We start from the raw sequence: 22,583 nt of genomic DNA on the forward strand, positions 1-22,583 counted from the left end.
CCACACGATGACCCAGGCGACAGCGTCCCGAGCGCCCGCCGTCGACATGACCCACCGGCAGATCCTGGAGGCCCTCTCCGGGCTGCTGCTGGGCATGTTCGTCGCGATCCTCTCCTCCACGGTCGTCTCGAACGCGCTGCCGCGGATCATCACGGAGCTGCACGGCGGTCAGTCCGCCTACACCTGGGTGGTCACCTCGGCGCTGCTCGCAACCACCGCGACCACCCCAATTTGGGGCAAACTAGCCGATTTGACCAGTAAGAAGACACTGGTCCAGCTCGCCCTGGGCATCTACGTCCTGGGCTCGGTGCTGGCCGGCCTGGCGCAGGGCACCAGCGAGCTGATCGCCTGCCGGGTGCTCCAGGGCGTCGGCGCCGGTGGCCTCACCGCGCTGGCCCAGGTGATCCTGGCGACGATCATCGCGCCGCGCGAGCGGGGCCGCTACAGCGGCTACCTGGGCGCCGTGATGGCCGTCGGCACCATCGGCGGCCCGCTGATCGGCGGCGTGATCGTCGACACCTCGTGGCTCGGCTGGCGCTGGTGCTTCTACGTCGGCGTGCCGTTCGCCATCGCCGCGCTCGTCGTGCTCCAGAAGACCCTGCACCTGCCGGTGGTCAAGCGCCGGGCACAGATCGACTGGTGGGGCGCCACCCTGATCACGGCGGCGGTCTCGGTGCTGCTGATCTGGGTCTCCCTGGCCGGCGACCAGTTCGCCTGGGCGTCCTGGCAGACCGTCGCCATGGTGCTCGGCGCCCTGCTCCTCGGCGCGCTCGCCATCCGGGTGGAGACCCGCGCCGCCGAGCCGATGATCCCGCCGCGGCTGTTCCGCAACCGGACGATCACCCTCGCCGTCGTCGCCAGCGTCGCGGTGGGCGTGGGCCTGTTCGGCGCGTCGATCTTCCTGGGCCAGTACTTCCAGATCAGCCGGGGCGAGTCCCCGACGATGGCCGGCCTGATGACCCTGCCGATGATCCTCGGCCTGCTGGTCGCCTCGACCGTGGGCGGACGGATCATCACGAAGACCGGCCGCTGGAAGCGGTTCCTGGTAGCCGGTTCGGCGCTGCTCACCGTCGGCTTCGCGCTCATGGGCACGCTGCGCGCGGACACCAGCTACGCCCTGCTCAGCGTCTACATGCTGCTGGTCGGCGTCGGCCTGGGCCTCACCATGCAGAACCTCGTCCTCGCCGTGCAGAACACCGTCGGCACGCACGAGCTCGGCGCGGCCAGCTCGGTGGTGGCGTTCTTCCGCAGCCTGGGCGGCGCGATCGGCGTCTCCGCCCTCGGCGCGGTCCTCGCCCACAAGGTCAAGGACTACACCGCCGACGGACTGTCCCAGCTCGGCATCCCCGCGTCCAGCTCCGGCAGCGGCGGCACCCTGCCCGACGTGCACGCCCTGCCCGGCCCGCTGCGGGTGGTGGTGGAGGCCGCGTACGGCCACGGCGCCGGTGACATCTTCCTGGCCGCCGCCCCGTTCGCGCTGATCGCGTTGATCGCCGTGCTCTTCATCAAGGAAGTGCCGCTGCGGCAGCACAACGGCAGCCCGGTTTCCGGCGGGGGCGAGCGGGAATCGAATCCTGTCGTAGGCGCTGGCGCGGTGCCCGCCGGTGAGCAGAGGTGAGGTAGAGCCATGGGCGTGGGAGCACCGGACCGCGAGGAGTACGGCCCCCGGGTCAGCTCGCTTCCCTTCGAGCGCGGCACCGACGGCCCGAGGGTGATCATGGTGGGCGTCGACGGCACCCGCACCTCCGGGCGGGCCGGCTCCTACGCCGCAGGGCTGGCCCGCCGCCAGGGCGCCGCGCTCGTGGTGGTCTTCGTCAGCTCGGCGAGCGGCCTCACCTCCCTGGTGCCCGGGATGGACGCCGGCGCGGTCCAGCGCACCCACGACGAGCTGGCCGACGAGCTGCGCCGGGAGTGCCGACGCGGGGCCGAGCAGCTGGGCATTCCGGTGACGCTGCTGTGCCGACGCGGCGACGCGTACGCCGAGCTGTGTGCGGCGGCCGACGAGTTCCGGGCCGACATGGTCGTGGTGGGCGCGTCCGAACAGGCCGGGCACCGGCTGGTCGGCTCGGTCGCCACCCGGCTGGTTCGCAAGGGGCACTGGCCCGTCGTCGTGGTGCCCTGAATAACCCGTCGCGTGTTGTCCCACGTCCCGGGCAGGATGCGCGCCATGACGTGGACCGCACCGGAGCTCACCCGGACCCCCGAACCGTACGTCGGCGACGAGCGCACGATGCTCGACGGCTGGCTCGACTACCACCGGCAGACACTGCTGCTCAAGTGCGCGGGCCTCACCGAGGAGCAGTTGCGCACGCCGAGCGTCGAGCCGTCCGGGCTGACCCTGCTCGGCCTCGTCCGGCACCTCGCCGAGGTGGAGGCGTGGTGGTTCCGGGAGTGCTTCGCCGGCGAGCGGGTCGACTACCCGTACTTCACGCCCGAGAACCCGGACGCCGACCACGACGTGAGCGCCGCCGACGCCGAGGCGGACTTCGCCACCTTCCACCGGGAGGTGGCACTGGCCCGCGCGGTCGCCGCCGGGCACTCCCTCGACGAGACGTTCATCGAGGTCGGCAGCAAGAAGCGCACCTTCAACCTGCGCTGGTTGTACGTGCACATGATCGAGGAGTACGCCCGGCACAACGGCCACGCCGACCTGATCCGGGAACGCATCGACGGCGTCACCGGCGAGTGACCCCATCCGCCCGGCCGCCAGCGTGTGCGCGCCCAGCGGCGTAGGCAGCACCGACGAACCGGCGGGGTCGGGTAGGTCGGCACCAGGCGGGCCCAGCCACCCGCTTCCAGGGCCTGTTTCATAAGGGCGGTCGAGCCGAGGCGGAGTCCGGGCGGCGGGACAGCCCAGGTCGGGGCCGGGTAGCCCCGACCTCGCCGCCGCGCGTCTGACCGCGCCAGGGTGCGCCTGCGACGGTCTTCGACAGCTAACGGCGTCGGCGGTGTTTTCTGCGCCCCTGTTCGGGAGTCGGTGGCCGCACTTCGTCGAAGCTGTAGTCGGCCTGTTGGTTCGCCGGGCGCGCTGATGACTGGACGCCTGCCACGTCATGCTGCCAACTGTTGGTCGTGATGCTCATGGAGTCCATCTGTTGTGTCGTGTAGCTGATGGCTTCCTGGTTGACGCTGCTGCTGCCGTACTGATAGTTCGGCGCGCTGACGACTCGGGCGTAGTCGTGGTAATTGGACAGGCTCGGGCCGGCGGAGGAAGGGTTGGGACCTCCGCTCTCGGAGTATCCGGTGTATCGGGAGGCATCGGTGGTGGGCTGGTTGAAGCCGTAGGACGCGCTCGTCCCGTAGTCAGATGTGTACCCACTGACGTCGTGGGAGGGATGGGATCGTTGGAGCGCGAGCGGCGGCTGGGCCTCGACCGCATAGGGATTTACGCTCGGGTACCTCAGATCCGGTCCTGCCGGTCCTGGACCGGCGTACTGGAATTGCGCCGAGGACGCAAACTCGTACGGATTTTGCGCATAGTCGCCCTGCGGCGCAGGGTCGGCGGCGTACTGCCCGGAGGGCGCCGAATAGGCAAGGGCGGGTGCTCCTGGTGCGGGCAGCCGGTTGCCAAGCGGGTCGAGAACCTGGTCGTGCTGGCGCGCCTCGGCGGGAACGCCCGGTCGCCAGCCCGCCGGCAGACTGATCCTGGCCGCCGCCGCCTGTTCCGGGTTGGCACCATAGGGGAAGCGGTCGGGGTGTGACTGTAGGAAGCAGTTCCCGCCCTCTCTGGGCAGGGTGTACGAACCTCTGGGGAGTCCATGGGCATCGGTGAAATCGTTCAACACAGCCACGGTCATGTTTGAACTGCTGGCGTGGGCGAGCCGGCCGGTGTCGCGAGCCCAGGCTTGCAGGAGTCGGTCATCGACGATGCATGGATTGTCGATGACTTCCTGGTAGGCGGCGGGCGTAAAGGTTCTCACCCAGCCGGCGGGCAGGGGAATTTTTTGAGCTGCCGCCTGGGTCATGTCGGCACCATAGGGCGCGCGGTCCGGGTGTGACTCCACGAAATATTCACGACCCACTTTGGCGAGAGTGTAATACCCGTTGGGCAATCCGTGGGCAGTGGCGAAGTCGTTCAACACCCCCTGTCTCAAGTTCGCCAGTCCAGATTTCGGGTCAGCGAGTCGGCCGGTCTCCCGCGCCCAGGCCAAGGCGAGCCGGCCGTCGACGATGCCGGGGCTGAATATGACGTCCAGGTAGGCGGCCGGCGCATAGGGTTTTTCCCCCGCGAGGGAAAACTGCATCCTCTTCGCCGCTGCCCACGCTCGATCGGCACCGTTGGGGAAATTCTCGCGGTGTGCCCGCAGCCGATATGACTTCGTCGATACGGCGCTGCCGCGACCGTCGTAGGTGAGGGTGTATGAGGCCGGGGGGAGCCCGTGGTCGGCGGCGAAGTCCACCAACATGTCCCGGCCAACTTTGTCGATTGTTCCCGAAGCGGGGAGTCGGCCGGTCGCCCGCGCCCATCTTACGAGGAGTTTGACATCGGCGACTTCTGGGTTGTCGATGACCTCATCGTAAGCCAGCCTTTCATAATTTCGCCCCCAGCCGTCGGGTGGGCGGATCCTGATGGGTGCCGCAGAATTTGGGTCCGCGCCGCCGGGAAAAAGATCCGGGTTCGATTGCAGCCGGTAAGACTTCGGCGAGTAGACCGAGCCTTCGCCGCTGTAGATGAGGGTGTACGAGCCTGCGGGTAGCCCGTGTGCGGTGGCAAAATCGTTCACCACCCCCGGAGTCACCCTGGCTATGTCCAAGCGGGACAGACGACCCGTTTCATGCGCCCAGGCCGCTACTAGCAGGGGATCGGCGAGCCCAGGTAAATCAATGACCTCCTGATACGCCGCCGCTGTGAAAACACGCCCCCATCCGGCGGGCGGTCGAATTCGCTGAGCTGCCACAGCTCCCAGGTTGACGCCGCCAGGGGCACGCTCAGGATGGTCCTGCAGGAGGTGTTCGGAACCCTTCCGCTTCAGTGTGTAGTAGCCGGAGGGGAGCCCGTGAGAATCGGCAAAGTCGTCCAACACTTTCTGGTTCAGGTCAGTGTATTTCCTGGTTTTGGGATTCAATCTGCCGGAGGCGTGTGCCCAGGCCATCACGAGGCGGGCATCGGCGACGCCAGGGTCGGCGATGACCTCGTCGTAGGCCATCGGATCATAAGCTCTGGGGCGTCGGGGCATGTTTCTGCTCCTCTCGTACGGGTGGCCGGGTCCAACTCCCCTACGGTGCGCCCATCACGAAAGTTCACCGCGTCACCGGGTCAAGTCGAATCAATGCGGGGCCGGGAGCTACGGCCGTTCCTGCCGGCGTGCCCGGACACGTACCCGGGCTGACCGCTGGAGGGGGCCGGTCGCAGTCACCGACCACCGCCGGCCGTCTGCACTGGGAACAGTCAGCTCCACGCGCCCAGTCCAGCCCGGCCGTTCACGGTCACCCAGGTCCCCGGCCTGCGCTGATCGTTCCTCACGCCGCCAGCGCGGCCCGCAGGTAGCGCAGGTCGGCGTGGCCGCCCCAGCGGTGGGCCGACAGCCCGGCGGCGCGGGCGCCCCGTACCGCCCAGTCCTCGTCGTCGACGAAGAGCACCCGGGCCGGTGGGGTGGCCAGCGCCTGGCAGGCGGCCTGGAAGTACTCCGGAGCGGGCTTGTGCACGCCGAGGGTGGACGAGTTGACCACCACGTCGAACTCGCCGACCAGGCCGAGCACGGCGAGGTCGGCGTCGAGCAGGTCGGTGGCGTTGGTGCCCAGGCCGACGGGAATGCCGGCGGCGCGCACCTCCCGGACGAAGTCGAGCACCTCGGTGTCCACCTCGCCCCGGTAGCGCTGCCACTGCTCGACGGCCGCGCGGGCCCGGTCCGGCCCGCCGGCCGGCTCAGCGAGCGCGTCGGCCACGCTGCTCACCCAGTCGGCGTGGCTGACCTGGCCGGTGAGCACCGGCTGGAGCCTCCCCCACTGCATGGCGATCTCGGTGAGCACCCCTTCGGAGAGGCCGTACTCCCGCTCGACGTCGGCGGCCACCGCCGGGTCCCACCGGCGCAGTACGCCGTCGAAGTCCAGCAGGAGCGCCTTCGCGCGTTCCCGAGCCACTACCCGTTCTCCTCGCCGCGGCCGGGCCGCTGGTCGTCCTCGTCGGTTCGGTTGAGCCGTTGACTGATCACCTGGGTGACCCCGCTGCGCATGGTCACCCCGTAGAGCGCGTCGGCGATCTCCATCGTCCGCTTCTGGTGCGTGATGACGATCAGCTGACTCTTCTCCCGCAACTGTGCCAGCAGCGTGATGAGCCGGCCCAGGTTCACGTCGTCCAGGGCCGCCTCCACCTCGTCCATGATGTAGAACGGGCTGGGCCGGGCGCGGAAGATCGCCACGAGCATGGCCACGGCGGTCAGCGACCGCTCGCCACCGGAGAGCAGCGACAGGCGCTTGATCTTCTTGCCCGGCGGGCGGGCCTCGACCTCGACGCCGGTGGTGAGCAGGTCCTCGGGGTCGGTGAGGATGAGCCGGCCCTCGCCGCCGGGGAAGAGCACCGTGAACACCTGCTGGAACTCGCGCGCGGTGTCCTCGAAGGCGCTGGCGAAGACCTCCAGGATCCGCTCGTCCACGTCCTTGACGACGGTGAGCAGGTCCCGTCGGGTGGCCTTGAGGTCCTCCAACTGCTCGGAGAGGAACTTGAAGCGCTCCTCCAGCGCCGCGAACTCCTCCAACGCGAGGGGGTTGACCTTGCCGAGCAGGGCGAGTTCGCGTTCCGCCTTGGCGGCCCGTTTCTCCTGCACCGGCCGCTCGTAGCGCACCGGCTCGGGCACCGGCAGACCGTCGCGTTCGGCGGCGGCCACGTCGACCTGGGTCGGTGGGACGAGCTGGCTCGGGCCGTACTCGGCGACGAGGGTCTCCACGTCCAGCCCGAAGTCCTCGGCGGCCTTCGCCTCCAGTTGCTCGATCCGCAGCCGCTGCTCCGCGCGGGCCACCTCGTCGCGGTGCACCTGGCTGGTCAGCCGCTCCAGCTCGGCGCCGAGGCGCTTGGCCGCTCCGCGTACCTCCTGAAGCTCCGCCTCGCGGGCGGCGCGTTCGCGCGCGACGGCGTCGCGGTGCTGCTCGGCCGTCGCGATCGACGTGGTGAGCCGGGTGAGCGCCGCGCGCGCTCCGCCCGCCACGGCCCGGGCGATGCCCGCGCCCCGGGCGCGCGCGGCCCGCCGGGCGGCGGCGCGTTCGCGCGCGGCACGTTCCGCGGTGGCCTGCCGGGCGAGCGAGTCGGCCCGGCCGGCGATCGAGGAGACGCGCTCCTCGGCGGTACGCACCGCGAGCCGGACCTCCATCTCGTTCTGCCGGGCCTGCGGCACCATGGCGGCGAGCTGGTCCCGCTCCTCGGTGGAGGGCTCGGCATCGACCGGGGTCTCCTCGGCCAGCCGCAGCCGCTCCTGGAGCTCGTCGAGCGTGGCGAGATCCCGCTGCCGGGCGGCCTCGGCGCGCGCGTGGGACTCCCCGAGCCGGTCGGTCTCCGCCTTGGCGGAACGGGCGGCCGCGCCCAGCTCGGCGAGCCGGCGGGCGGCGGCGTTGCGGTGGCTCTCCGCCTCCCGCTTCTCGGCGGCGGCGTGCTGCACGGCCTCCTTCGCGGTCGTCACCTCGGCGCGCGCCTCGACGAGCTGGTCGCGCAGCTCCGCGCCGGTCCGCTCGGCGGTGAGCCGGTTGGCGCGGGCCTCCTCGACGGCCGCCTGCACCTCGATGTAGCTGGGCGCCTTGGCCGACCCGCCGGCCGCCGCGTACGCCCCGACCACGTCACCGTCCGGCGTGACGGCCCGCAGCTCGGGGTTGCCGGCGACCAGCTCGGCCGCCGCCGCGAGATCGTCGACGAGCGCCACGTCCCGCAGCGCCCGGTGCACCGCCGGCCGGATGTCGGGCGCGCACTCCACCAGGTCGGGAGCCCAGCGGGCGCCGTCGGGGAGCTTCGGGCGCAGCGCGTCGGCCGATCCGGTCATGCCGGGCCCGGCGGGGCTGCCGACCAGCAGACCGGCCCGCCCGGCGTCGGAGATCTTGAGCAGCCGCATCGCCTCGACGGCCTCGTCCACCCCGCTGACGGCGACCGCGTCGGCGAGACCGCCGAGCGCGGCGGCCAACGCGGCCTCGTGTCCGGGCGCGACGGTGAGCAGCCCGGCCAGGCTGCCGAGCAGGCCGGGTACGTCCCCGGCGCGGGCCAGCAGCGCCCCGGCGCCGTCCTTGCGCCGCAGGCCCAGCGCCAGGGCCTCCTCGCGGGCTTTCCAGGTGGCGGCGTCCTTCTCCGCGGCCCGCTCGGCGTCGGCAAGCGACCGGACGGCCGCCTGGGCGCGCTCCTGGACGGCGAGCGCCTCGGCGTGCCGGGCGTCCAGGTCCGCGTTGTCCCGGTCCGCCTCGGTGGACTGGGCGGCGACCTCGTCCAGGTCGGCCTGCGCCTGTTCGGCGCGACCCAGCGCGTCGGCGTGCGCGACGGCGAGGCGTTCGATCTCCTCACCGGCGCTGGTGGTCCGGGCGCGGGCCGAGTTGACCTGGCCGGTGAGGCGGGCCAGGCCCTCGCGTCGGTCGGCGATGGCCTTGGCGGCGGCGACCAGCTCGCGCTCGGCGGCGGCGAGCTGCCGTTCCAGCTCCTGGCGGTGCTCGACCGCCTCGGCCAGCCGGATCTGGTCGTCGGTGAGCGCCGCGCGCAGCTCATCCTCCTGCTCGCGGACGCGCTCGGCCTCGGCCTCCAACTGGTCGGGGTCGCGGCCGGGCCGTTCGTCGTCGCCGCTGGCGCTGAGGTGCCGCAGCCGCTCCCGGGCGAGCTGTTCGATCGAGCGGAACCGCTCCTGCAGCGCGGACAGCTTGTACCAGGTGTCCTGCGCCGCGGCGAGCAGCGGCGCGTCCTCGGCGAGGGCGGCCTCCAACTCGCCGAGCCGGCCCTGCACCTCGGCGTGTTCGCCCTCGATCTGCTCGCGACGCTCCCGCAGCGCGGTCTCGTCGGCGATCTCCCGGTCGAGCGTGGTCCGCAGGGTGGCCAGGTCGTCGGCGAGCAGCCGCAGCCGGGCGTCGCGCAGGTTGGCCTGGATGGCGGCCGCCCGGCGGGCGACCTCGGCCTGCCGGCCGAGCGGCTTGAGCTGACGGCGCAGCTCGGCGGTGAGGTCGGTGAGCCGGTTCAGGTTGGTTTGCATCGCGTCGAGCTTGCGCAGCGCCTTTTCCTTGCGCTTGCGGTGCTTGAGGACGCCAGCCGCCTCCTCGATGAACGAGCGGCGGTCTTCCGGCTTGGCGTGCAGCATGCCGTCCAGGCGGCCCTGCCCGACGATGATGTGCATCTCCCGGCCGATGCCGGAGTCGGACAGCAGCTCCTGGATGTCGAGAAGTCGGCAGGTGTTGCCGTTGATCTCGTACTCGCTCTCGCCCGAGCGGAACATCCGGCGGGTGATGGAGACCTCGGTGTACTCGATCGGCAGCGCGCCGTCGGTGTTGTCGATGGTGAGGGTGACCTCGGCGCGGCCCAGCGGGGCACGGCCGGCGGTGCCGGCGAAGATGACGTCCTCCATCTTGCCGCCGCGCAGCGCCTTGGCGCCCTGTTCGCCGAGCACCCAGGCGATGGCGTCGACGACGTTCGACTTGCCGGAGCCGTTCGGGCCCACCACGCAGGTGATCCCGGGCTCCAGCTTCAACGTCGTGGCGGAGGCGAAGGACTTGAAGCCCTTCACCGTCAGGCTCTTGAGATACACCTTCTCGATCCTCGTCCGGTGGCCGCCGTACCGTCGCCGGCTGCGGGGACCTGGGTGAACCCGCAGACTAACCCGGTGACGGCACCCGCCCGGCACGCGACCCGCCCCGGCCGGGGCGACGACCCGCGCTCCCCGTCAGGCGGGAGGTGGCCCTGGTCTCGTCGCGGCGGTGGCGGAAAGACAAACACCGCTCATGATCGAAAGGTGCCAGCCGGCGTTCTGTCGAAACTGCGGGAGCGCTTGAGAGCGAGCCAGTTACAAGATCATAAATCGTCGGCCGTGAAAGGGGCCGGACAGCGTTGCGCGCCGGCACACGAGTGTCGGCGCGCATTTTTGCGGTGGTGCTGCGATTCAGTTTTCCAACCCCGAAGATCAGGTCAGCGCCGGCTCGGCGAGACGGAGCAGGTCGTCCGCTTCCGCCGCAGCCGCCGCGAGCCGATCATTGTCGGCACGCAGACGCGTGATCTCGAACTCCAGTGCCTGAACCCTGGCACGCAGTCGGGTGACCTCGTCGAGCAGACGCCGGTCGGGCGCTGCACCTACGTGGCCGTAGAGGGCCTTCGCCATGCTGACTCCTTGATATGCGCTGCCGGAAAGGCCGGCCAAGCGCGCGCCCATTAAGTACGCGGCTGTCATTCCAGGTGTATCTGGGCATGACCGGGCGCGACTGGCGACACCTATATATTGAGCCGCAAACCCCTCCTTCGTCAAGTTCTCGCAGGCCGTAGATCATCTCCACGTCGACCTGTCCACTTGTCGGGGGGGCTGCCGCAAGGCACGGACACGCTCTGTCCGGACGCCTTTACTGTACGCCCGTATTCCCGGAAGTCACCGCCTTGGCGTCCGACTTCCTCTTAACTCTTCCTTAGCCACGTTGCCGCAGGTCGCGGGCGAGTCGTAGCGTCACCCGGGCCCACAACCGACCCCGTGGAGGCAGAGGCGTGTACGGCTGGACCGACCCGATGGACCCGAACGGCGCCGCCCGGCGCGCCGAGCGGCCGACCGACGAGCCGGACTGGCTGACAGACCGCCCGGAGCCCCGCTCGGCGTACCTGTTCGGGGACGACCCCGACCAGCCCGCTGACGAGTGGCACGCCGCCGAGCCCTCCCCCCGCTGGGAAGCCGCCCCCGTGGACGCGCCGACCACGAGCTGGCCGGGACACGCCCGAGGCGACGAACCGACCGGTGACACCCGGGCGACTGAGGTCACGGACGGGTGGCGCGCCGGGACCGACGCGTACCCCACCGGAGGCCGGAACACGGCGGCCGCCGGCGACGGGCGGACCGGCACCGGACGGCACCGCTCGCCGCGGAACTGGCGTCGCCCGCTCATGATCGGCGGCGCGGCCGCGACGGCCACCCTCGTGGTGAGCATCGGCGTCGGCGCGCTCGCGATGCCCGGCGGCAACGGCACGGCCGACGAGCCGACCGCCGTCGACGACACCGTCGCCGCCGCGCCCGCGGTCCCCACCGAGCAGGCGACCAGCGACACCCCGGCCCCACCGTCGGCGACCAGCTCGCCCAGCCCGGCACGGCCGAGCCCGTCGCCGAGCAAGGTCGTCAAGCCCACCCCCGCCTCGTCGCGGACCACCGCCACGTCCCGCCGCAGCGTCGATCGCAGCACCGCGCCGAGCACCGCCAGCGGCACCGTCAGCGACCAGGCCCGCGAGGTGGTGGACCTGGTCAACGCCGAGCGGGCCAAGGCCGGCTGCAAGGCGCTCAGCATCGACGACAAGTTGATGACCGCCGCGCAGCGGCACAGCCAGGACCAGGCCGACCACAGCAAGATGACGCACACCGGCAGCGACGGCAGCGACACGGGCGTCCGGCTGGACCGCGTCGGCTACGCGTGGCGCACCTACGGCGAGAACGTGGCGTGGAACCAGAAGACGCCGGCCGCCGTGATGGATGCCTGGATGAACAGCTCCGGGCACCGCGCCAACATCCTGAACTGCGCGTTCACCGAGATCGGCGTCGGCATCGCCAGCAGCGACGGGCCGTACTGGACGCAGGTCTTCGCGGCGCCGCGCTGACCGCGCGTCGTCCGCGCCCCCGCGCTCGTTGACCCGGTTGGGTACGCCGGGGTACACGGCGGCGTGCCGGTGGGGGCGGCGACGGGCCGCCCGGGACCCGGGAGCTGCCGATGCGGATCCGGCCGCGGCGACGTCGCGCCGCACGCCCGCTACGCCGGATCGCGTCGGCCGCCGTCGCGCTCGTCCTGGTGCTGCCGGCGTACGGCTGCCGGCGCGAGCTGACCCCGCCCGGCGCGCCCACCCCCTGGCCGGCCGCCCAGTCCCGCCACTGGCAGTGGCAGTGGCAACTCGACGGCCCGCTCGACGAGACGGTGGACGCGGACGTCTTCCTGCTCGACCCGGTGGCGACCACGGCGGCGCAGACGGCCGAGCTGCGCGCCCGGGACCGACGGCTGATCTGCCAGGTGGCGGTCGGCACGGTGCGCCCGACCGACCCGGACGCCAGCCGACTGCCCGCCGTCGCGCTCGGCGCTCCCGGTCGACAGTCCGGCAGTCGGTGGCTGGACGTACGGGCCTGGGACGCGCTGGAGCCGGTGCTGACCGACCGGTTCCGGCTGTGCCGGGGCAAGGGCTTCGGCGCGGTGGCGCTGGCCGACGCCGACGGGTACGCGCACCGCAGCGGTTTCCCCCTGGCCTTCGACGACCAACTGCTGTTCAACCGCCGGCTGGCCCGCCTGGCCCGGTCGCTGGACCTCTCCCCCGGGCTGGTCAACGACGTGCCGCAGCTCGCGGCCCTGGCACCCGACTTCGACTTCGTGGTCAACGAGGAGTGCGTCCGGCTCGACCAGTGCGCCAAGCTGCTGCCGTTCGCGGACGCCGGCAAACCGGTCTTCCACGTCGAGTACGTCGGCACGACCGACGACTTCTGCGTCACCACGGTCGGCTACGGCTTCGCGTCGATCCGCAAGGACCGGGAGTTGGACGCCTGGCGGGAGCCCTGCCCGCTGCCGTGACCGCCCGGCGCCCCCGTGCACGCCGGTAAGGCACGTGCCGGGCCGCGAGTCGCGGCCCGGCACGGGGAACGATCTGCTGCTCAGGAGACGGGCACCAGCTCCGGGGCGGAGGTCGGCGGGTCGGTGGGAGCAGGCTCCGGACGCCGGCGCAGGAACCGCGGCGCCCACCAGTTCGCGTCCCCGAGCATGGTCATCAGAGCCGGCAGCACCACACCCCGGATGATCGTGGCATCCAGCAGGATCGCCGCCGCCAGACCGATGCCGAGCTGCTTCATGTCGATCGTGCTCAACGTGGCGAAGATCGAGAACACCCCGACCATCACGATCGCCGCGCTGGTCACCACCCCGGCCGACGACGTGATGCCGTACGAGACCGCGTCCCGGTTGGACATACCGGCCCGTACCCCCTCGCGGATCCGGCTCACCACGAACACGTGGTAGTCCATCGAGAGGCCGAACAGCACCACGAACAGGAACAGCGGCAGCCAGGAGACGATCGCCCCCATCGACGTGAAGCCGAGCAGTCCCTCGGCCCAGTCACCCTGGAAGACAAGCACCAGCAGCCCGTACGCGGCGCCCGCCGAGAGCAGGTTCAGCACGATCGAGCTGGCCGCCACCACGACCGAGCGGAAGGTGAGCGTCATGACGAGGAACGTGAGCGCCAGCACGAAGCCCATCACCAGCGGCAGCTTGTCGCGGACGTGCGCCGCGTAGTCCTCGCTGTCGGCCACGCTGCCGCCCACCGCGTACTCGATGCCGGGGATGCCTCGCAGCTCGGCCGGGACCAGGTCGGCGCGCAGCTTCTCCAGCGACTGCACCGACCGGTCGTCGCGGCTGGCGTACGGGGTGGCGACGTCCAGCACCGACACCCGCCGGTCGGCCGACACCTTGATCTTCGGGCCGTCCGCCTCCGTGGGGGCGAACAGCGGATCGGCGGAGGCGCGGGCGGCCAGGTCGGTGAGGGCCGCGCCCACCCGGTCGGCCTGGTCGGCCGGCGCGCGCACGGCCACCACGTGATTGGTGCCGGTGCTCGGGAAGGCTGCGGTGAGCCGGTCGTACGCCTGCATGGCCGGTGTGGTGCGCGGCAGGTCCTCCATGCCGGGGAACTTCAGCTTCATGCCGAGCGCCGGCGCGGCCAACGCGAGCAGCAGACCGACCGAGATGACGAGCGTCGCCACCGGCGCCCGCAGCGCGGGACGCAGCACCGTCGGCCAGAGCCGGGGCGTACGCGCCTCGCCGTGCCGTCCCGTGCGCGGCGCGGTGAGGCGCCACAGCAGCGGCACCCGGGGACGGTCGACCCAGCGGCCCAGCCGGGCCAGCAGGGCGGGCAGCACGGTCAGCGAACCGGTCACCGCGACGGCCACCACCAGGATCGAACCCACGGCCAGCGACGAGAAGACGACGTCGCCGGCGAGGAACAGCCCGGCCATCGCGATGATCACCGCAACCCCGGAGACCACCACGGCATGCCCGGAGGTCTCCGCGGCGATCTCCACGGCGTCCAGGCCGGAGCGGCCCTTGGCGCGTTCCTCCCGCTCCCGGCGAATGTAGAACAGCGAGTAGTCGACCCCCACCGCCATGCCGATCAGCAGGATCACCGGTGACGTGGTGTCGGTGGCCGGCACCAGGTGCGAGGCCAGCGTGGACAGACCCATCGCCGCGGCGACCGACGAGAGCGCCAGCAGCACCGGCACGCTGGCCGCGATCAACGCGCCGAACGCGATGATCAGAATGGCCAGGGTCACCGGCAGGCTCAGCAGTTCGGCCCGCTCGAAGTCCTTGCCGAGGGTGTCGTCGAGCGCCTGACCGATCGACGGCCCGCCGACCTGTTCGACGCGTACCTGGGGGTGCGCGCTCTGCACCCCGGCGGTGGCGTCCCGCAACGGCTGCACCCGGTCGGACGCCGTCTCCGGGTCACCGGACATCGTGATCGGCAGCAGCAGCGCCGACCCGTCCCGCGCGGTGACGGGTGCGCCGATCTCGGCAACCCCGGTGACCGTACGCAGCCGGGCGGCGGCATCGTCGGCGGCCGCCTTCGCCACGGCCGGGTCCAGGGCGCCGCCCCGGGAGGTGATGAGGACGTTCTCCACGGCCGGGTCGTCGAAGGCCCCGCCGTCGATGATGAGGCTCGCCCGCCCGGCCTCGCCGATCGCCTGGTCACCGCTGGTGGCCTCGCTGAGGCCGGCGGCGTTGCCCCCAACGAAGCACACCGCCACGAACACGATCCACATCGCGATCGCCCGCCACGGATGCTCGGCGCTCCACCGCGCCATCCGCACCGTCACCGGTCTGCTGCCCATCAGTGCCCCCCTGTCACGTCGACCCCCTGCCGACCGTGCTGACGTTAGGGGGGTGACGAGGCGGTCACATCGGGGAACGGCCCCGGCCCGCCCCGGAATCGTCCGACCGGGGGCGGCGGGTCCGCCGGGCGGGCATCAACCCGCGATTCGGACGTACGCCGGGGAACTACCCGGAGCGTCCGGCCGCGACCCGCCGGCACCGACCCGGAGCCGGCTCCGGGTCATCCCCGAAGGGCACCCCGAGGCCGGGGCTGGCAACGCGGGCAGCTGTACGAGGAGCGGTTCATGAACGACTCCCGCCGGATCGGCGTGCCGCAGCGCCGGCACGGCTCGCCCTCGCGGCCGTACGCGTTCAGCGCGCGGTCGAAGTAGCCGCTCTCGCCGTTGACGTTGACGTAGAGGGCGTCGAAGCTGGTGCCGCCCTCCTTGATGGCCTCGGCGAGCACGTCACGGACGTGGCCGAGCAGGCGCTGGGCGGCCGGACCGGTGAGCGCGTCGGTCGGTCGGGCGCCGTGCAACCGCGCACGCCAGAGCGCCTCGTCGGCGTAGATGTTGCCCACCCCGGAGATCAGCGTCTGGTCGAGCAGGGCCCGCTTCACCTCGGTCCGCCGGCGTCGCAGCGCGGCCACGAACGCCGCGTCGGAGAACTCCGGGTCCATCGGGTCACGCGCGATGTGCGCGATCTCGGCCGGCAGGTCGGCGCCGCCCTCGCTCACCGCGAGCCCGCCGAACGTGCGCTGGTCGACGAAGCGCAGCTCGGGTCCGTCGTCGGCGAACCGGAACCGGACCCGCAGGTGGGTCTCGTCGGGGGTGCCGGGCGGCTGGAGCAGCAACTGACCCGACATGCCGAGGTGCCCCACCACCGCGTCACCGCTGTCCAGCGGAAGCCACAGGTACTTGCCGCGCCGCCGGACGTCCAGGATCGTCCGGCCGGCGAGCACGTCGGCGAAGTGCGCGCCGCCGGGTACGTGCCGCCGGACGGCACGCGGGTGCCGGACCTCGACCGAGGCGATCCGTCGGCCGGTGACCCACTGGGCCAGCCCCTGCCGGACGGTCTCCACCTCGGGCAACTCAGGCACGACCGGACCCCTGTTCCTGCGCCACGTCGGCCGGCATGACCTGCGCCAGGTGGTCGGCCTCCTCGGCCAGGGTCGCCTGATCGGCGCGCTCCAACGGCCCGGCCGCGTCGCCCTGGTCGGCCGTGCCGTGGTCGGCCTGCTCGTGCTGGGCCGAGGCGTCCCGGTCGGCCGCGTTGTCCTGGTCGGCCTGCTCGTGCTCGTTCGAGAGCATCCGCCAGGCCGCCTCGGCGGCGCGCTGCTCGGCCTCCTTCTTGCTGCGCCCCTCCGCGCCGCCGTACCGGTTGCCGGCCACCACGACCCAGGCCGTGAACGTCTTGAGGTGATCCGGTCCGGTGCCCTCGATCCGGTACTCGGGCACGCCCAGGCCGAGCGCGGCGGTCAACTCCTGCAGGCTGGTCTTCCAGTCCAGGGCGGCGCCCCGGCCGGCCGACTCGGCCATCAGCGGGTCGAAGAGGCGGTGGATCACGATCCCGGCGGTGTCCAGCCCGTACTGCAGGTAGATCGCGCCGAGCAGCGCCTCCAGGGTGTCGGCGAGGATGCTCGCCTTGTCCCGGCCACCGGTGGTCTCCTCGCCCTTGCCCAGCAGCAGGTACGCGCCGAGACCGTCCGGGCCGAGGCCACGGGCCACGTCGGCGAGCGCCCGCATGTTGACCACGCTCGCCCGGAGCTTCGCCAACTGCCCCTCGGGCAGGTCCGGATGGTTGTGGAACAGGGCGGTGGTGATCACGACGCCGAGCACCGAGTCGCCGAGGAACTCCAGTCGCTCGTTCGTCGGCAGGCCGCCGTTCTCGTACGCGTACGAGCGGTGGGTCAGCGCGCGTTGCAGCAGGTCCGGCTCCAGGCTGACGCCGAACGCGGCTTCCAGGTGACCGACGGACGCCCGCCGCCGCTTGTCGTTGCTCATGATGTGCGTACCTCGGTGTCGGTGGGGCGGTCGGTGCGGTCCGTCGCGGCGTCGCCGTCGAGCAACGCGGAGACCAGATCGGTGGCACGCCGCCGCCACAGGTGAGCGGCGAGGGCGATGCCGGAGGCGACGTCAGCGGCCCGGGCGGAGCCGTGACAGACGACGACGGTCCCCGCGACGCCCAGCAGGGCCGCCGCGCGGGGAGCGCCACCCTCGGCGGGTGGGCCGCCGGCCATCGCGTACGCGCCCTCGATCGCCTTGAGCAGCACGTTACCGGTGAAGCCGTCGGTGACCACCACATCGGCGCGCGCGCCGACGGCCACGTCGTACCCCTCGACGAGCCCGACGTAGCGCGCCCCGCCGGGCAGCGGTTCGACGGCGAGCAGGGGGTCGGTGGCCCGGCGTACCCGATCGCCCTTGCCGGCCTCGGTGCCCACCGAGAGCAGGCCGACCCGCGGCGCGGCGATCGAGTGGGCCACCGCGGCGTACGCGGCGCCGAGCACGGCGTGCCGGGCGAGGGTGGCGGGGCGGGGCTCCAGTGAGCCGCCCACGTCGAGCAGGACCACCGGCCCGGCGACCGCGGGCAGGGTGGCGACCAGGGCGGGTTGGCGGATCTCCGACCAGCGCCCGAGGCCGAGCACGGCAGCCGTGACCGTGGCGCCGGTGGCGCCGGCGGAGACGAGGGCGTCGGCGGTGCCGTCGCGGACGGCCGTGACGGCGGCCCGGACGGTGCTCTCCGAGCGGGCGGCGCTGGGATGGTCGGCCATACCGACGGCGGCGCGGACCGGCCGGACCGTGATCCGGGCCCGTTCGGCCGGGGCGAGGGCAGCGATCAGCCCGTCGGCGACCTCGGTCGGACCGACGAGCAGCAGGTGCAGGTCAGGGTCGGCGCGCATGGCCCGCAGAGCGCCGTCAACCACGACGGCGGGAGCGTCGTCCCCGCCGAGGAGGTCAACGGCGATCCGCGCGGTGCCCGGCTCCACCGGTACGCCGGCCGGAGTGGGCCGGGCGTCGGAGGGAGCCGGGGCACCGGGCGAATGCCAGGATGCGCGCGCCGCCCGACCTGGGGTCGGGGGCGTCACTCGGCGTCCAGGTCAGACCTCGAGAACCTGGCGGCCGTTGTAGGTGCCGCAGACGGAGCAGGCGGCGTGCGGCAGCTTCGGGGACTTGCACTGCGGGCACGCGACGGTCGCGACCACGGTCGCCTTCCAGTTCGCCCGGCGGGACCGGGTGTTGCTGCGCGACATCTTGCGCTTCGGGACGGCCACGGTTCTTACTCCTCTGTAACGGTCATTTGCGACAGGCCCGCCCAACGCGGGTCGATCTGCTGGTGACTGTGGTCGGCCGGCAGATCGTCCCAGTGCGCCCCACAGTCGGGGCACAGTCCTGGGCAGTCCTCCCGGCAGAGCGGGTTGGTCGGCAGCGTGAGCACCAACGCGTCCCGCAGCGCCGGCTCCAGGTCGATCAGATCGCCCTGCATCCGGCCCACCTCGTCCTCGTCGGTCGTGGCGTCCGTGGTGCTGTTCTCGTACGCGTACAGCTCCTGGATCGTCACGGCCATCGATTCGTTGATCTCGCGCAGGCAGCGCCCGCACTCGCCCCGGACGGGACCGGTGATGGTCCCCGAGACGAGCACACCCTCGGACACCGACTGCAACCTCAGATCGAGGTCGAGGTCCGCGCCCTCCGGTACGGCGATCAACTCCACGCCGAGGTCCACCGGTGCCGGCACGACCCGCTGGACCTCACGCAACGCACCAGGGCGGCGCGGCAGGTCTCTCGTGTCGAGGACCAGCGGCGACCTGGGGTCGAGTGTCGATGGCGAGTGCTTGGGCATAGTAAGACTCCGGCCGGTGAGAGGCCGACAAAAAAGGTTACCTGGGCGACCGCCCGGCCGTCGAACCGGGGGCGACGCCTGAGGCGCGAATGTCGGCTGGTGAGGTGCCGCTCAGAAGGGTAGCGGGCGTTCCGCCTCATCCCCACCGAAGGTGCCGATCTCCCGCAGCGCGTGCATCTTGTCGCGGCCACGCTCTATCGAGGCGAGGGCCCGGGTGAGGAACTGCTCGAAGTTGGCCAGCGCCGTGTCGACGTAGTCGTCGACCTCCTCACGCAGGCGCTGCGCCTCGGCACGGGCCTCGGCGATGATCCGGGCGCCCTCGTGCTCGGCCGACACGGTGATCTCGTTCACCGACACGAGGCGGGCGTGTTCTGCCTCACCCTCGCTGATGATCCGGTCCGCCTCGCGCTTGCCCGCGTCCATGATCTTGTCGCGTTCCTCCAGGAGCGCGGCGGCGCGACGCAGGTCGGCGGGGAGGTCAGCGCGCATCTCGTCCAGAGCGGCGATCATCTCGCCCCGGTCGACCATGCAGTTGTTCCGCGACATCGGGACGGAGCGCGCCTGCTCCACCATGGCGATCAGTTCGTCGATGCGATCGAGCGGGTCCACCGGTACCTCACCCCTGTCGTTCGTCGGCCGACCTCCATGATGCGGGCTACGGCCGGTTTCCCGCTGCGCCCATCATGGCCTGCCCGCCCCACCCGAGCCCCCACCACCCCAACCCGGCGCGTCGCGACATGGTCACTCCCCGCCCCTGCTGCGGCGATCTTGCACTTTCGGTCGCGGCAAAGCGTCCCGAAACGGGGCGATCCGGGAACAGTAAGTGCAAGATCGGCGCGAGGGTCAGGTACTGGGGTCAGGTCCGGGGTGGGGGGCCCAGGCGGGACTGGAGGGCCTCGCGGACCGGGTCAGGGACGTGCGCGGAGATGTCGCCGCCCCACTTGGCCACGTCCTTGACGAGGCTGGAGGAGAGGAACGAGTAGAGCGGGTTGGTCGGCATGAAGAGCGTCTCGACGCCGGCCAGCCCGATGTTCATCTGCGCCATCTGCAGCTCGTAGTCGAAGTCGCTGACCGCCCGCAGCCCCTTGATCAGGACGCTCGCCTGCTGCGCCCGGCAGAAGTCGACGAGCAGTCCGCGGAACGACTCGACCCGCACGTTCTCGTACGACGCGGTCACCTCGCGGAGCATGTCGATCCGCTCGTCGACGGTGAACAGGCCGCTCTTGGACTGGTTCACCAGTACGCCGACGATCACCTCATCGAACAGCCGACTGGCGCGGCCGATGATGTCGAGGTGTCCGTTGGTGACCGGGTCGAACGAGCCGGGACAGACCGCACGTCTCATGATCGGCGACCGTACCAAAGGGTGGTCTCGCCGTACCGGCGACTGCGCTGCGGGGTGATCCCCTGCACCCACTCGAAGTCCCTGGTCCGGCGCGACCGCTCCACCACCACCAGGGCGTCGGGCGTCAGCCAGCCGCCGTCGACAAGCGTCGTCAACAGCGCGGTGATCTCCGCGTCCGGCACGGCGTAGGGCGGGTCGGCGAACACCACGTCGTACCCGCCGCCGTCCGGACCGGCGGCCAGCACCGTCGCCACCTTGCCGGCCACCAGGCGTACGGCCGAGCCGGCCCGCAGGGTCGCCACGTTCTCCCGGATCACCCGGGCGGCGCGCGGGTCGGACTCCACCAGCAGGACGTGCCCGGCGCCCCGGGACAGGGCCTCCAGCCCGACCGCGCCGGAGCCGGCGTACAGGTCGGCGAAGCGCGCGCCGTCGAGGTCGACCTCGGACTCGACGGCGCTGAACAGCGCCTCCCGAACCCGGTCGGACGTGGGCCGGGTGCCGGCGCCGGGCGGTGCGGCGATCCGCCGGCCCCCGAGCGTCCCGGCCACGATCCGGGTCACCGTCTCCTCCTGCTCATGACCAGGACGCTACGCGATCAGCCGGACCCGACGGCCGACACGGTCGGTACCACCAAGCGGACCATGTGATCACTTCTCGTATATCAATGATCTCAAGTTCATAACATCAGTCTTAGCAAATCCTGAGCACTGTCTCACGCGAGGCGATATCGCTAGGGTCTGCCGGGTGCCGGCGACAACCCGCCGGCCCACGGCTCGGGAGGGCGCCTCTCCGAATCGGACGTGCGGTGACCGTCCACCGTCTCTCCCGTGCCACACCCCTGACGCTTCAGCACTCCAGGAGTACCCGTGATCCGTCCCAAGCTGTCGCTCCGGCGACCGCTGGCCATCCTGGGAGCCGCCATCGTCGGCCTCACCGGGGTCGTCGCGGTGGCCGCCCCAGCCAGCGCGCACCACACCACGATCAAGGCCACCGTCGACTGCGACCAGCAGACCGGCGAGCGCGTGATCACGTGGAACGTGGAGAACAGCGAGCGCGACAAGGCCGTGACGCTCCAGCGGGTGACCGCGGAGCCGGCGACGCCGGTGACCGTGCCCGTCGAGGGCGCCAAGGCGGTGCCGCTGCAGGGCTACGTCATCAAGAAGGCCGGCTCCGTGCAGGCCGTCCAGCGGGTGCCGGGCAACACCGCCAGCGCCAAGCTCGTGGTGTTCGGCAAGTGGAAGAAGAACGGCCAGGAAGCCACCAACGACGGCAGCATCACCATCCCCGCCGACCAGTCCTGCGCTCCGGCCCCGAAGTGCGTCGAGCTCGACAAGGCCAAGTACAGCCACACCTTCGACGGCCCGAAGGGCACCGCCACCGTCAAGCTCGACGGTGACCTGCCGCTCTGCGGCGAGGGCAAGCAGTACTTCACGCTGGTGTCGTACTTCGCGCCGCGGCCGCAGTTCGCCACCCCGCAGTACGTGTACGGCACGCCGGACAGCGACTTCGTCAGCGCCACCCAGACCGAGATCACGCTGAACGTCGAGATCCCGGACTGCCACACCCAGGTCGACCTCATCTGGGGCGACAAGGACCAGGTCATCGACGAGATCGTCGACGGCGGCAAGCGCTACGACAACAAGAAGCTCGGCTCGCCGGGCACCCCGGGCAACCGCTCCAAGGGCCCGCAGGGCTGGTACAACGGCGGTAGCAAGAGCTGCGTCACCCCGGCCTCGACCTTCGCGTCCAACTGCGACGGTTCGGTCGCCGTGTCGCTGAGCAACGACGGCAAGATCAGCAAGTACGCCGTCGAGTTCGAGGTCAAGGGCGAGAACGGCTTCACCAAGAAGGTCTCCGTCGCGCCCGGCAAGGCCGACACCAGCATCGTGGTGCCCGCCGCCGACGCCGGCAAGATCGAGGTCCTGGTCGACGGCAAGGTTATCGAGAACGGCACCTACTCGTGGGCGCGCCCCGAGGACTGCCCGCTGCCGGCCGTCACCACCAAGGCCGACTGCAAGGAGTTCGCCCTCACCGTCACCAACCCCGAGGGCGGCATGCCGGTGAAGACCACCTTCACCTACGGCGACAAGACCGAGACCCGTACGGTCGCGGCCGGCGCTTCGGAGACGGTGACCTTCAAGGCCGGCAAGGCCGAGTCGGCGCTCGTCGCCCTGCCGGACCTGGACCTGGAGCTGGAAGCTGTCTACACGCCGGAGGGCAACTGCGGCGGTAGCGGCGGCGGTGGCGGCGACGACGAGCCGGGTCTCCCGGTCACCGGTGCGGCGGCGGGCGGCATCGCCGCCGGCGCGGTCGCCCTGCTGATCGCGGGCGCGGTGCTCTTCGTCATCGCCCGTCGGCGTCGGGTGACCTTCACCGCCTGACCTGACCTGAGCTGAAGCCCGAGGGGGGGGGGGGCGCCACGCGCTGATTGACCAGC

General features: G+C 71.6%; 19 protein-coding genes. 6 read left to right on the forward strand and 13 right to left on the reverse strand.

Annotated features, from left to right (window positions below; all coding sequences use genetic code 11):
• The first annotated feature begins 7 nt into the window (after nt 1–7).
• Genes AB0I89_RS24540 through AB0I89_RS24550 form a run of 3 tightly spaced genes read left to right on the forward strand, consistent with a single transcriptional unit; the run spans nt 8 to nt 2,689 of the window.
• A complete protein-coding gene (locus tag AB0I89_RS24540) occupies nt 8–1,618 on the forward strand; it encodes an MDR family MFS transporter (RefSeq protein WP_357131089.1) in 1,611 nt (536 codons plus the stop codon).
• A 9-nt stretch (nt 1,619–1,627) separates the two neighbouring features.
• On the forward strand, nt 1,628–2,122 hold the full coding sequence (locus tag AB0I89_RS24545) for a universal stress protein (protein WP_355051558.1): 495 nt from the start codon (nt 1,628–1,630) through the stop codon (nt 2,120–2,122).
• A 45-nt stretch (nt 2,123–2,167) separates the two neighbouring features.
• Nucleotides 2,168–2,689, forward strand: coding sequence for a DinB family protein (locus AB0I89_RS24550; protein WP_357131092.1), 522 nt, complete (start codon nt 2,168–2,170; stop codon nt 2,687–2,689).
• A gap of 244 nt (nt 2,690–2,933) precedes the next feature.
• Here AB0I89_RS24550 and AB0I89_RS24555 read toward each other — a convergent pair whose 3' ends face one another.
• The 4 genes from AB0I89_RS24555 to AB0I89_RS24570 all read right to left on the reverse strand — a co-directional run bounded on the left by AB0I89_RS24555 (nt 2,934) and on the right by AB0I89_RS24570 (nt 10,262).
• The gene (locus AB0I89_RS24555; RefSeq protein ID WP_357131095.1) at nt 2,934–5,147 is read right to left on the reverse strand and encodes a hypothetical protein; all 2,214 of its coding nucleotides are present in this window, start codon (nt 5,145–5,147) and stop codon (nt 2,934–2,936) included.
• 313 nt (nt 5,148–5,460) lie between these two features.
• Entirely contained in the window at nt 5,461–6,081 is a 621-nt protein-coding gene (locus AB0I89_RS24560) for an HAD-IA family hydrolase (RefSeq protein ID WP_357131098.1), read from the reverse strand.
• On the reverse strand, nt 6,081–9,695 hold the full coding sequence (gene smc, locus AB0I89_RS24565) for a chromosome segregation protein SMC (protein WP_357131101.1): 3,615 nt from the start codon (nt 9,693–9,695) through the stop codon (nt 6,081–6,083). Before smc ends, AB0I89_RS24560 begins: the two co-directional genes overlap by 1 nt.
• Nucleotides 9,696–10,067: 372 nt before the next feature.
• Nucleotides 10,068–10,262, reverse strand: a complete 195-nt coding sequence (locus tag AB0I89_RS24570; RefSeq protein ID WP_007456482.1) for a hypothetical protein — start codon at nt 10,260–10,262, stop codon at nt 10,068–10,070.
• A 374-nt stretch (nt 10,263–10,636) separates the two neighbouring features.
• On the opposite strand from AB0I89_RS24570, the gene AB0I89_RS24575 reads away from it, so the two are divergent.
• Nucleotides 10,637–11,728, forward strand: a complete 1,092-nt coding sequence (locus AB0I89_RS24575; protein WP_357131104.1) for a CAP domain-containing protein — start codon at nt 10,637–10,639, stop codon at nt 11,726–11,728.
• Nucleotides 11,729–11,838: 110 nt separating this feature from the next.
• The gene (locus AB0I89_RS24580) at nt 11,839–12,681 is read left to right on the forward strand and encodes an endo alpha-1,4 polygalactosaminidase (protein WP_357131107.1); all 843 of its coding nucleotides are present in this window, start codon (nt 11,839–11,841) and stop codon (nt 12,679–12,681) included.
• An 80-nt stretch (nt 12,682–12,761) separates the two neighbouring features.
• Here AB0I89_RS24580 and AB0I89_RS24585 read toward each other — a convergent pair whose 3' ends face one another.
• The 9 genes from AB0I89_RS24585 to rsmD form a co-directional block, all read right to left on the reverse strand.
• On the reverse strand, nt 12,762–14,981 hold the full coding sequence (locus AB0I89_RS24585; RefSeq protein WP_357131110.1) for an MMPL family transporter: 2,220 nt from the start codon (nt 14,979–14,981) through the stop codon (nt 12,762–12,764).
• Between the two features lie 221 nt (nt 14,982–15,202).
• Nucleotides 15,203–16,060: a bifunctional DNA-formamidopyrimidine glycosylase/DNA-(apurinic or apyrimidinic site) lyase gene (mutM, locus tag AB0I89_RS24590; RefSeq protein WP_357131113.1), complete on the reverse strand. Its 858-nt coding sequence runs from the start codon at nt 16,058–16,060 to the stop codon at nt 15,203–15,205.
• The gene (gene rnc, locus AB0I89_RS24595; protein ID WP_357131116.1) at nt 16,053–16,964 is read right to left on the reverse strand and encodes a ribonuclease III; all 912 of its coding nucleotides are present in this window, start codon (nt 16,962–16,964) and stop codon (nt 16,053–16,055) included. The genes mutM and rnc overlap by 8 nt, the downstream gene beginning before the upstream one ends.
• A complete protein-coding gene (locus AB0I89_RS24600) occupies nt 16,961–17,947 on the reverse strand; it encodes a phosphate acyltransferase PlsX (RefSeq protein WP_357131119.1) in 987 nt (328 codons plus the stop codon). Before AB0I89_RS24600 ends, rnc begins: the two co-directional genes overlap by 4 nt.
• A gap of 111 nt (nt 17,948–18,058) precedes the next feature.
• Nucleotides 18,059–18,232 (reverse strand): 50S ribosomal protein L32, encoded by a 174-nt coding sequence (gene rpmF, locus AB0I89_RS24605; protein ID WP_030335284.1) that lies wholly within the window; start codon nt 18,230–18,232, stop codon nt 18,059–18,061.
• Nucleotides 18,233–18,237: 5 nt separating this feature from the next.
• A complete protein-coding gene (locus AB0I89_RS24610) occupies nt 18,238–18,801 on the reverse strand; it encodes a YceD family protein (protein ID WP_355051548.1) in 564 nt (187 codons plus the stop codon).
• Between the two features lie 111 nt (nt 18,802–18,912).
• The gene (locus tag AB0I89_RS24615) at nt 18,913–19,410 is read right to left on the reverse strand and encodes a hypothetical protein (RefSeq protein WP_234590503.1); all 498 of its coding nucleotides are present in this window, start codon (nt 19,408–19,410) and stop codon (nt 18,913–18,915) included.
• Nucleotides 19,411–19,657: 247 nt separating this feature from the next.
• Entirely contained in the window at nt 19,658–20,146 is a 489-nt protein-coding gene (gene coaD, locus AB0I89_RS24620; RefSeq protein WP_357131123.1) for a pantetheine-phosphate adenylyltransferase, read from the reverse strand.
• A complete protein-coding gene (gene rsmD / locus AB0I89_RS24625) occupies nt 20,143–20,706 on the reverse strand; it encodes a 16S rRNA (guanine(966)-N(2))-methyltransferase RsmD (RefSeq protein ID WP_357131126.1) in 564 nt (187 codons plus the stop codon). The genes coaD and rsmD overlap by 4 nt, the downstream gene beginning before the upstream one ends.
• Nucleotides 20,707–21,012: 306 nt before the next feature.
• On the opposite strand from rsmD, the gene AB0I89_RS24630 reads away from it, so the two are divergent.
• A complete protein-coding gene (locus tag AB0I89_RS24630; RefSeq protein WP_357131129.1) occupies nt 21,013–22,527 on the forward strand; it encodes a cell wall anchor protein in 1,515 nt (504 codons plus the stop codon).
• The last annotated feature ends 56 nt before the right edge of the window (nt 22,528–22,583 follow it).

Origin of the sequence: Micromonospora sp. NPDC049801, assembly GCF_040656575.1 — a bacterium.
GTDB lineage: Bacteria > Actinomycetota > Actinomycetes > Mycobacteriales > Micromonosporaceae > Micromonospora.

What these genes read in the sequence shown, in the direction of transcription:
- AB0I89_RS24555 (WP_357131095.1), bottom strand. Translation starts at nt 5,147, where the DNA reads ATGGCCTACGACGAGGTCATCGCCGACCCTGGCGTCGCCGATGCCCGC.
- AB0I89_RS24540 (WP_357131089.1), top strand. Translation starts at nt 8, where the DNA reads ATGACCCAGGCGACAGCGTCCCGAGCGCCCGCCGTCGACATGACCCAC.
- AB0I89_RS24610 (WP_355051548.1), bottom strand. Translation starts at nt 18,801, where the DNA reads ATGCCCAAGCACTCGCCATCGACACTCGACCCCAGGTCGCCGCTGGTC.
- AB0I89_RS24550 (WP_357131092.1), top strand. Translation starts at nt 2,168, where the DNA reads ATGACGTGGACCGCACCGGAGCTCACCCGGACCCCCGAACCGTACGTC.
- AB0I89_RS24585 (WP_357131110.1), bottom strand. Translation starts at nt 14,981, where the DNA reads ATGGGCAGCAGACCGGTGACGGTGCGGATGGCGCGGTGGAGCGCCGAG.
- AB0I89_RS24580 (WP_357131107.1), top strand. Translation starts at nt 11,839, where the DNA reads ATGCGGATCCGGCCGCGGCGACGTCGCGCCGCACGCCCGCTACGCCGG.
- coaD (WP_357131123.1), bottom strand. Translation starts at nt 20,146, where the DNA reads ATGAGACGTGCGGTCTGTCCCGGCTCGTTCGACCCGGTCACCAACGGA.
- AB0I89_RS24570 (WP_007456482.1), bottom strand. Translation starts at nt 10,262, where the DNA reads ATGGCGAAGGCCCTCTACGGCCACGTAGGTGCAGCGCCCGACCGGCGT.
- rnc (WP_357131116.1), bottom strand. Translation starts at nt 16,964, where the DNA reads ATGAGCAACGACAAGCGGCGGCGGGCGTCCGTCGGTCACCTGGAAGCC.
- AB0I89_RS24545 (WP_355051558.1), top strand. Translation starts at nt 1,628, where the DNA reads ATGGGCGTGGGAGCACCGGACCGCGAGGAGTACGGCCCCCGGGTCAGC.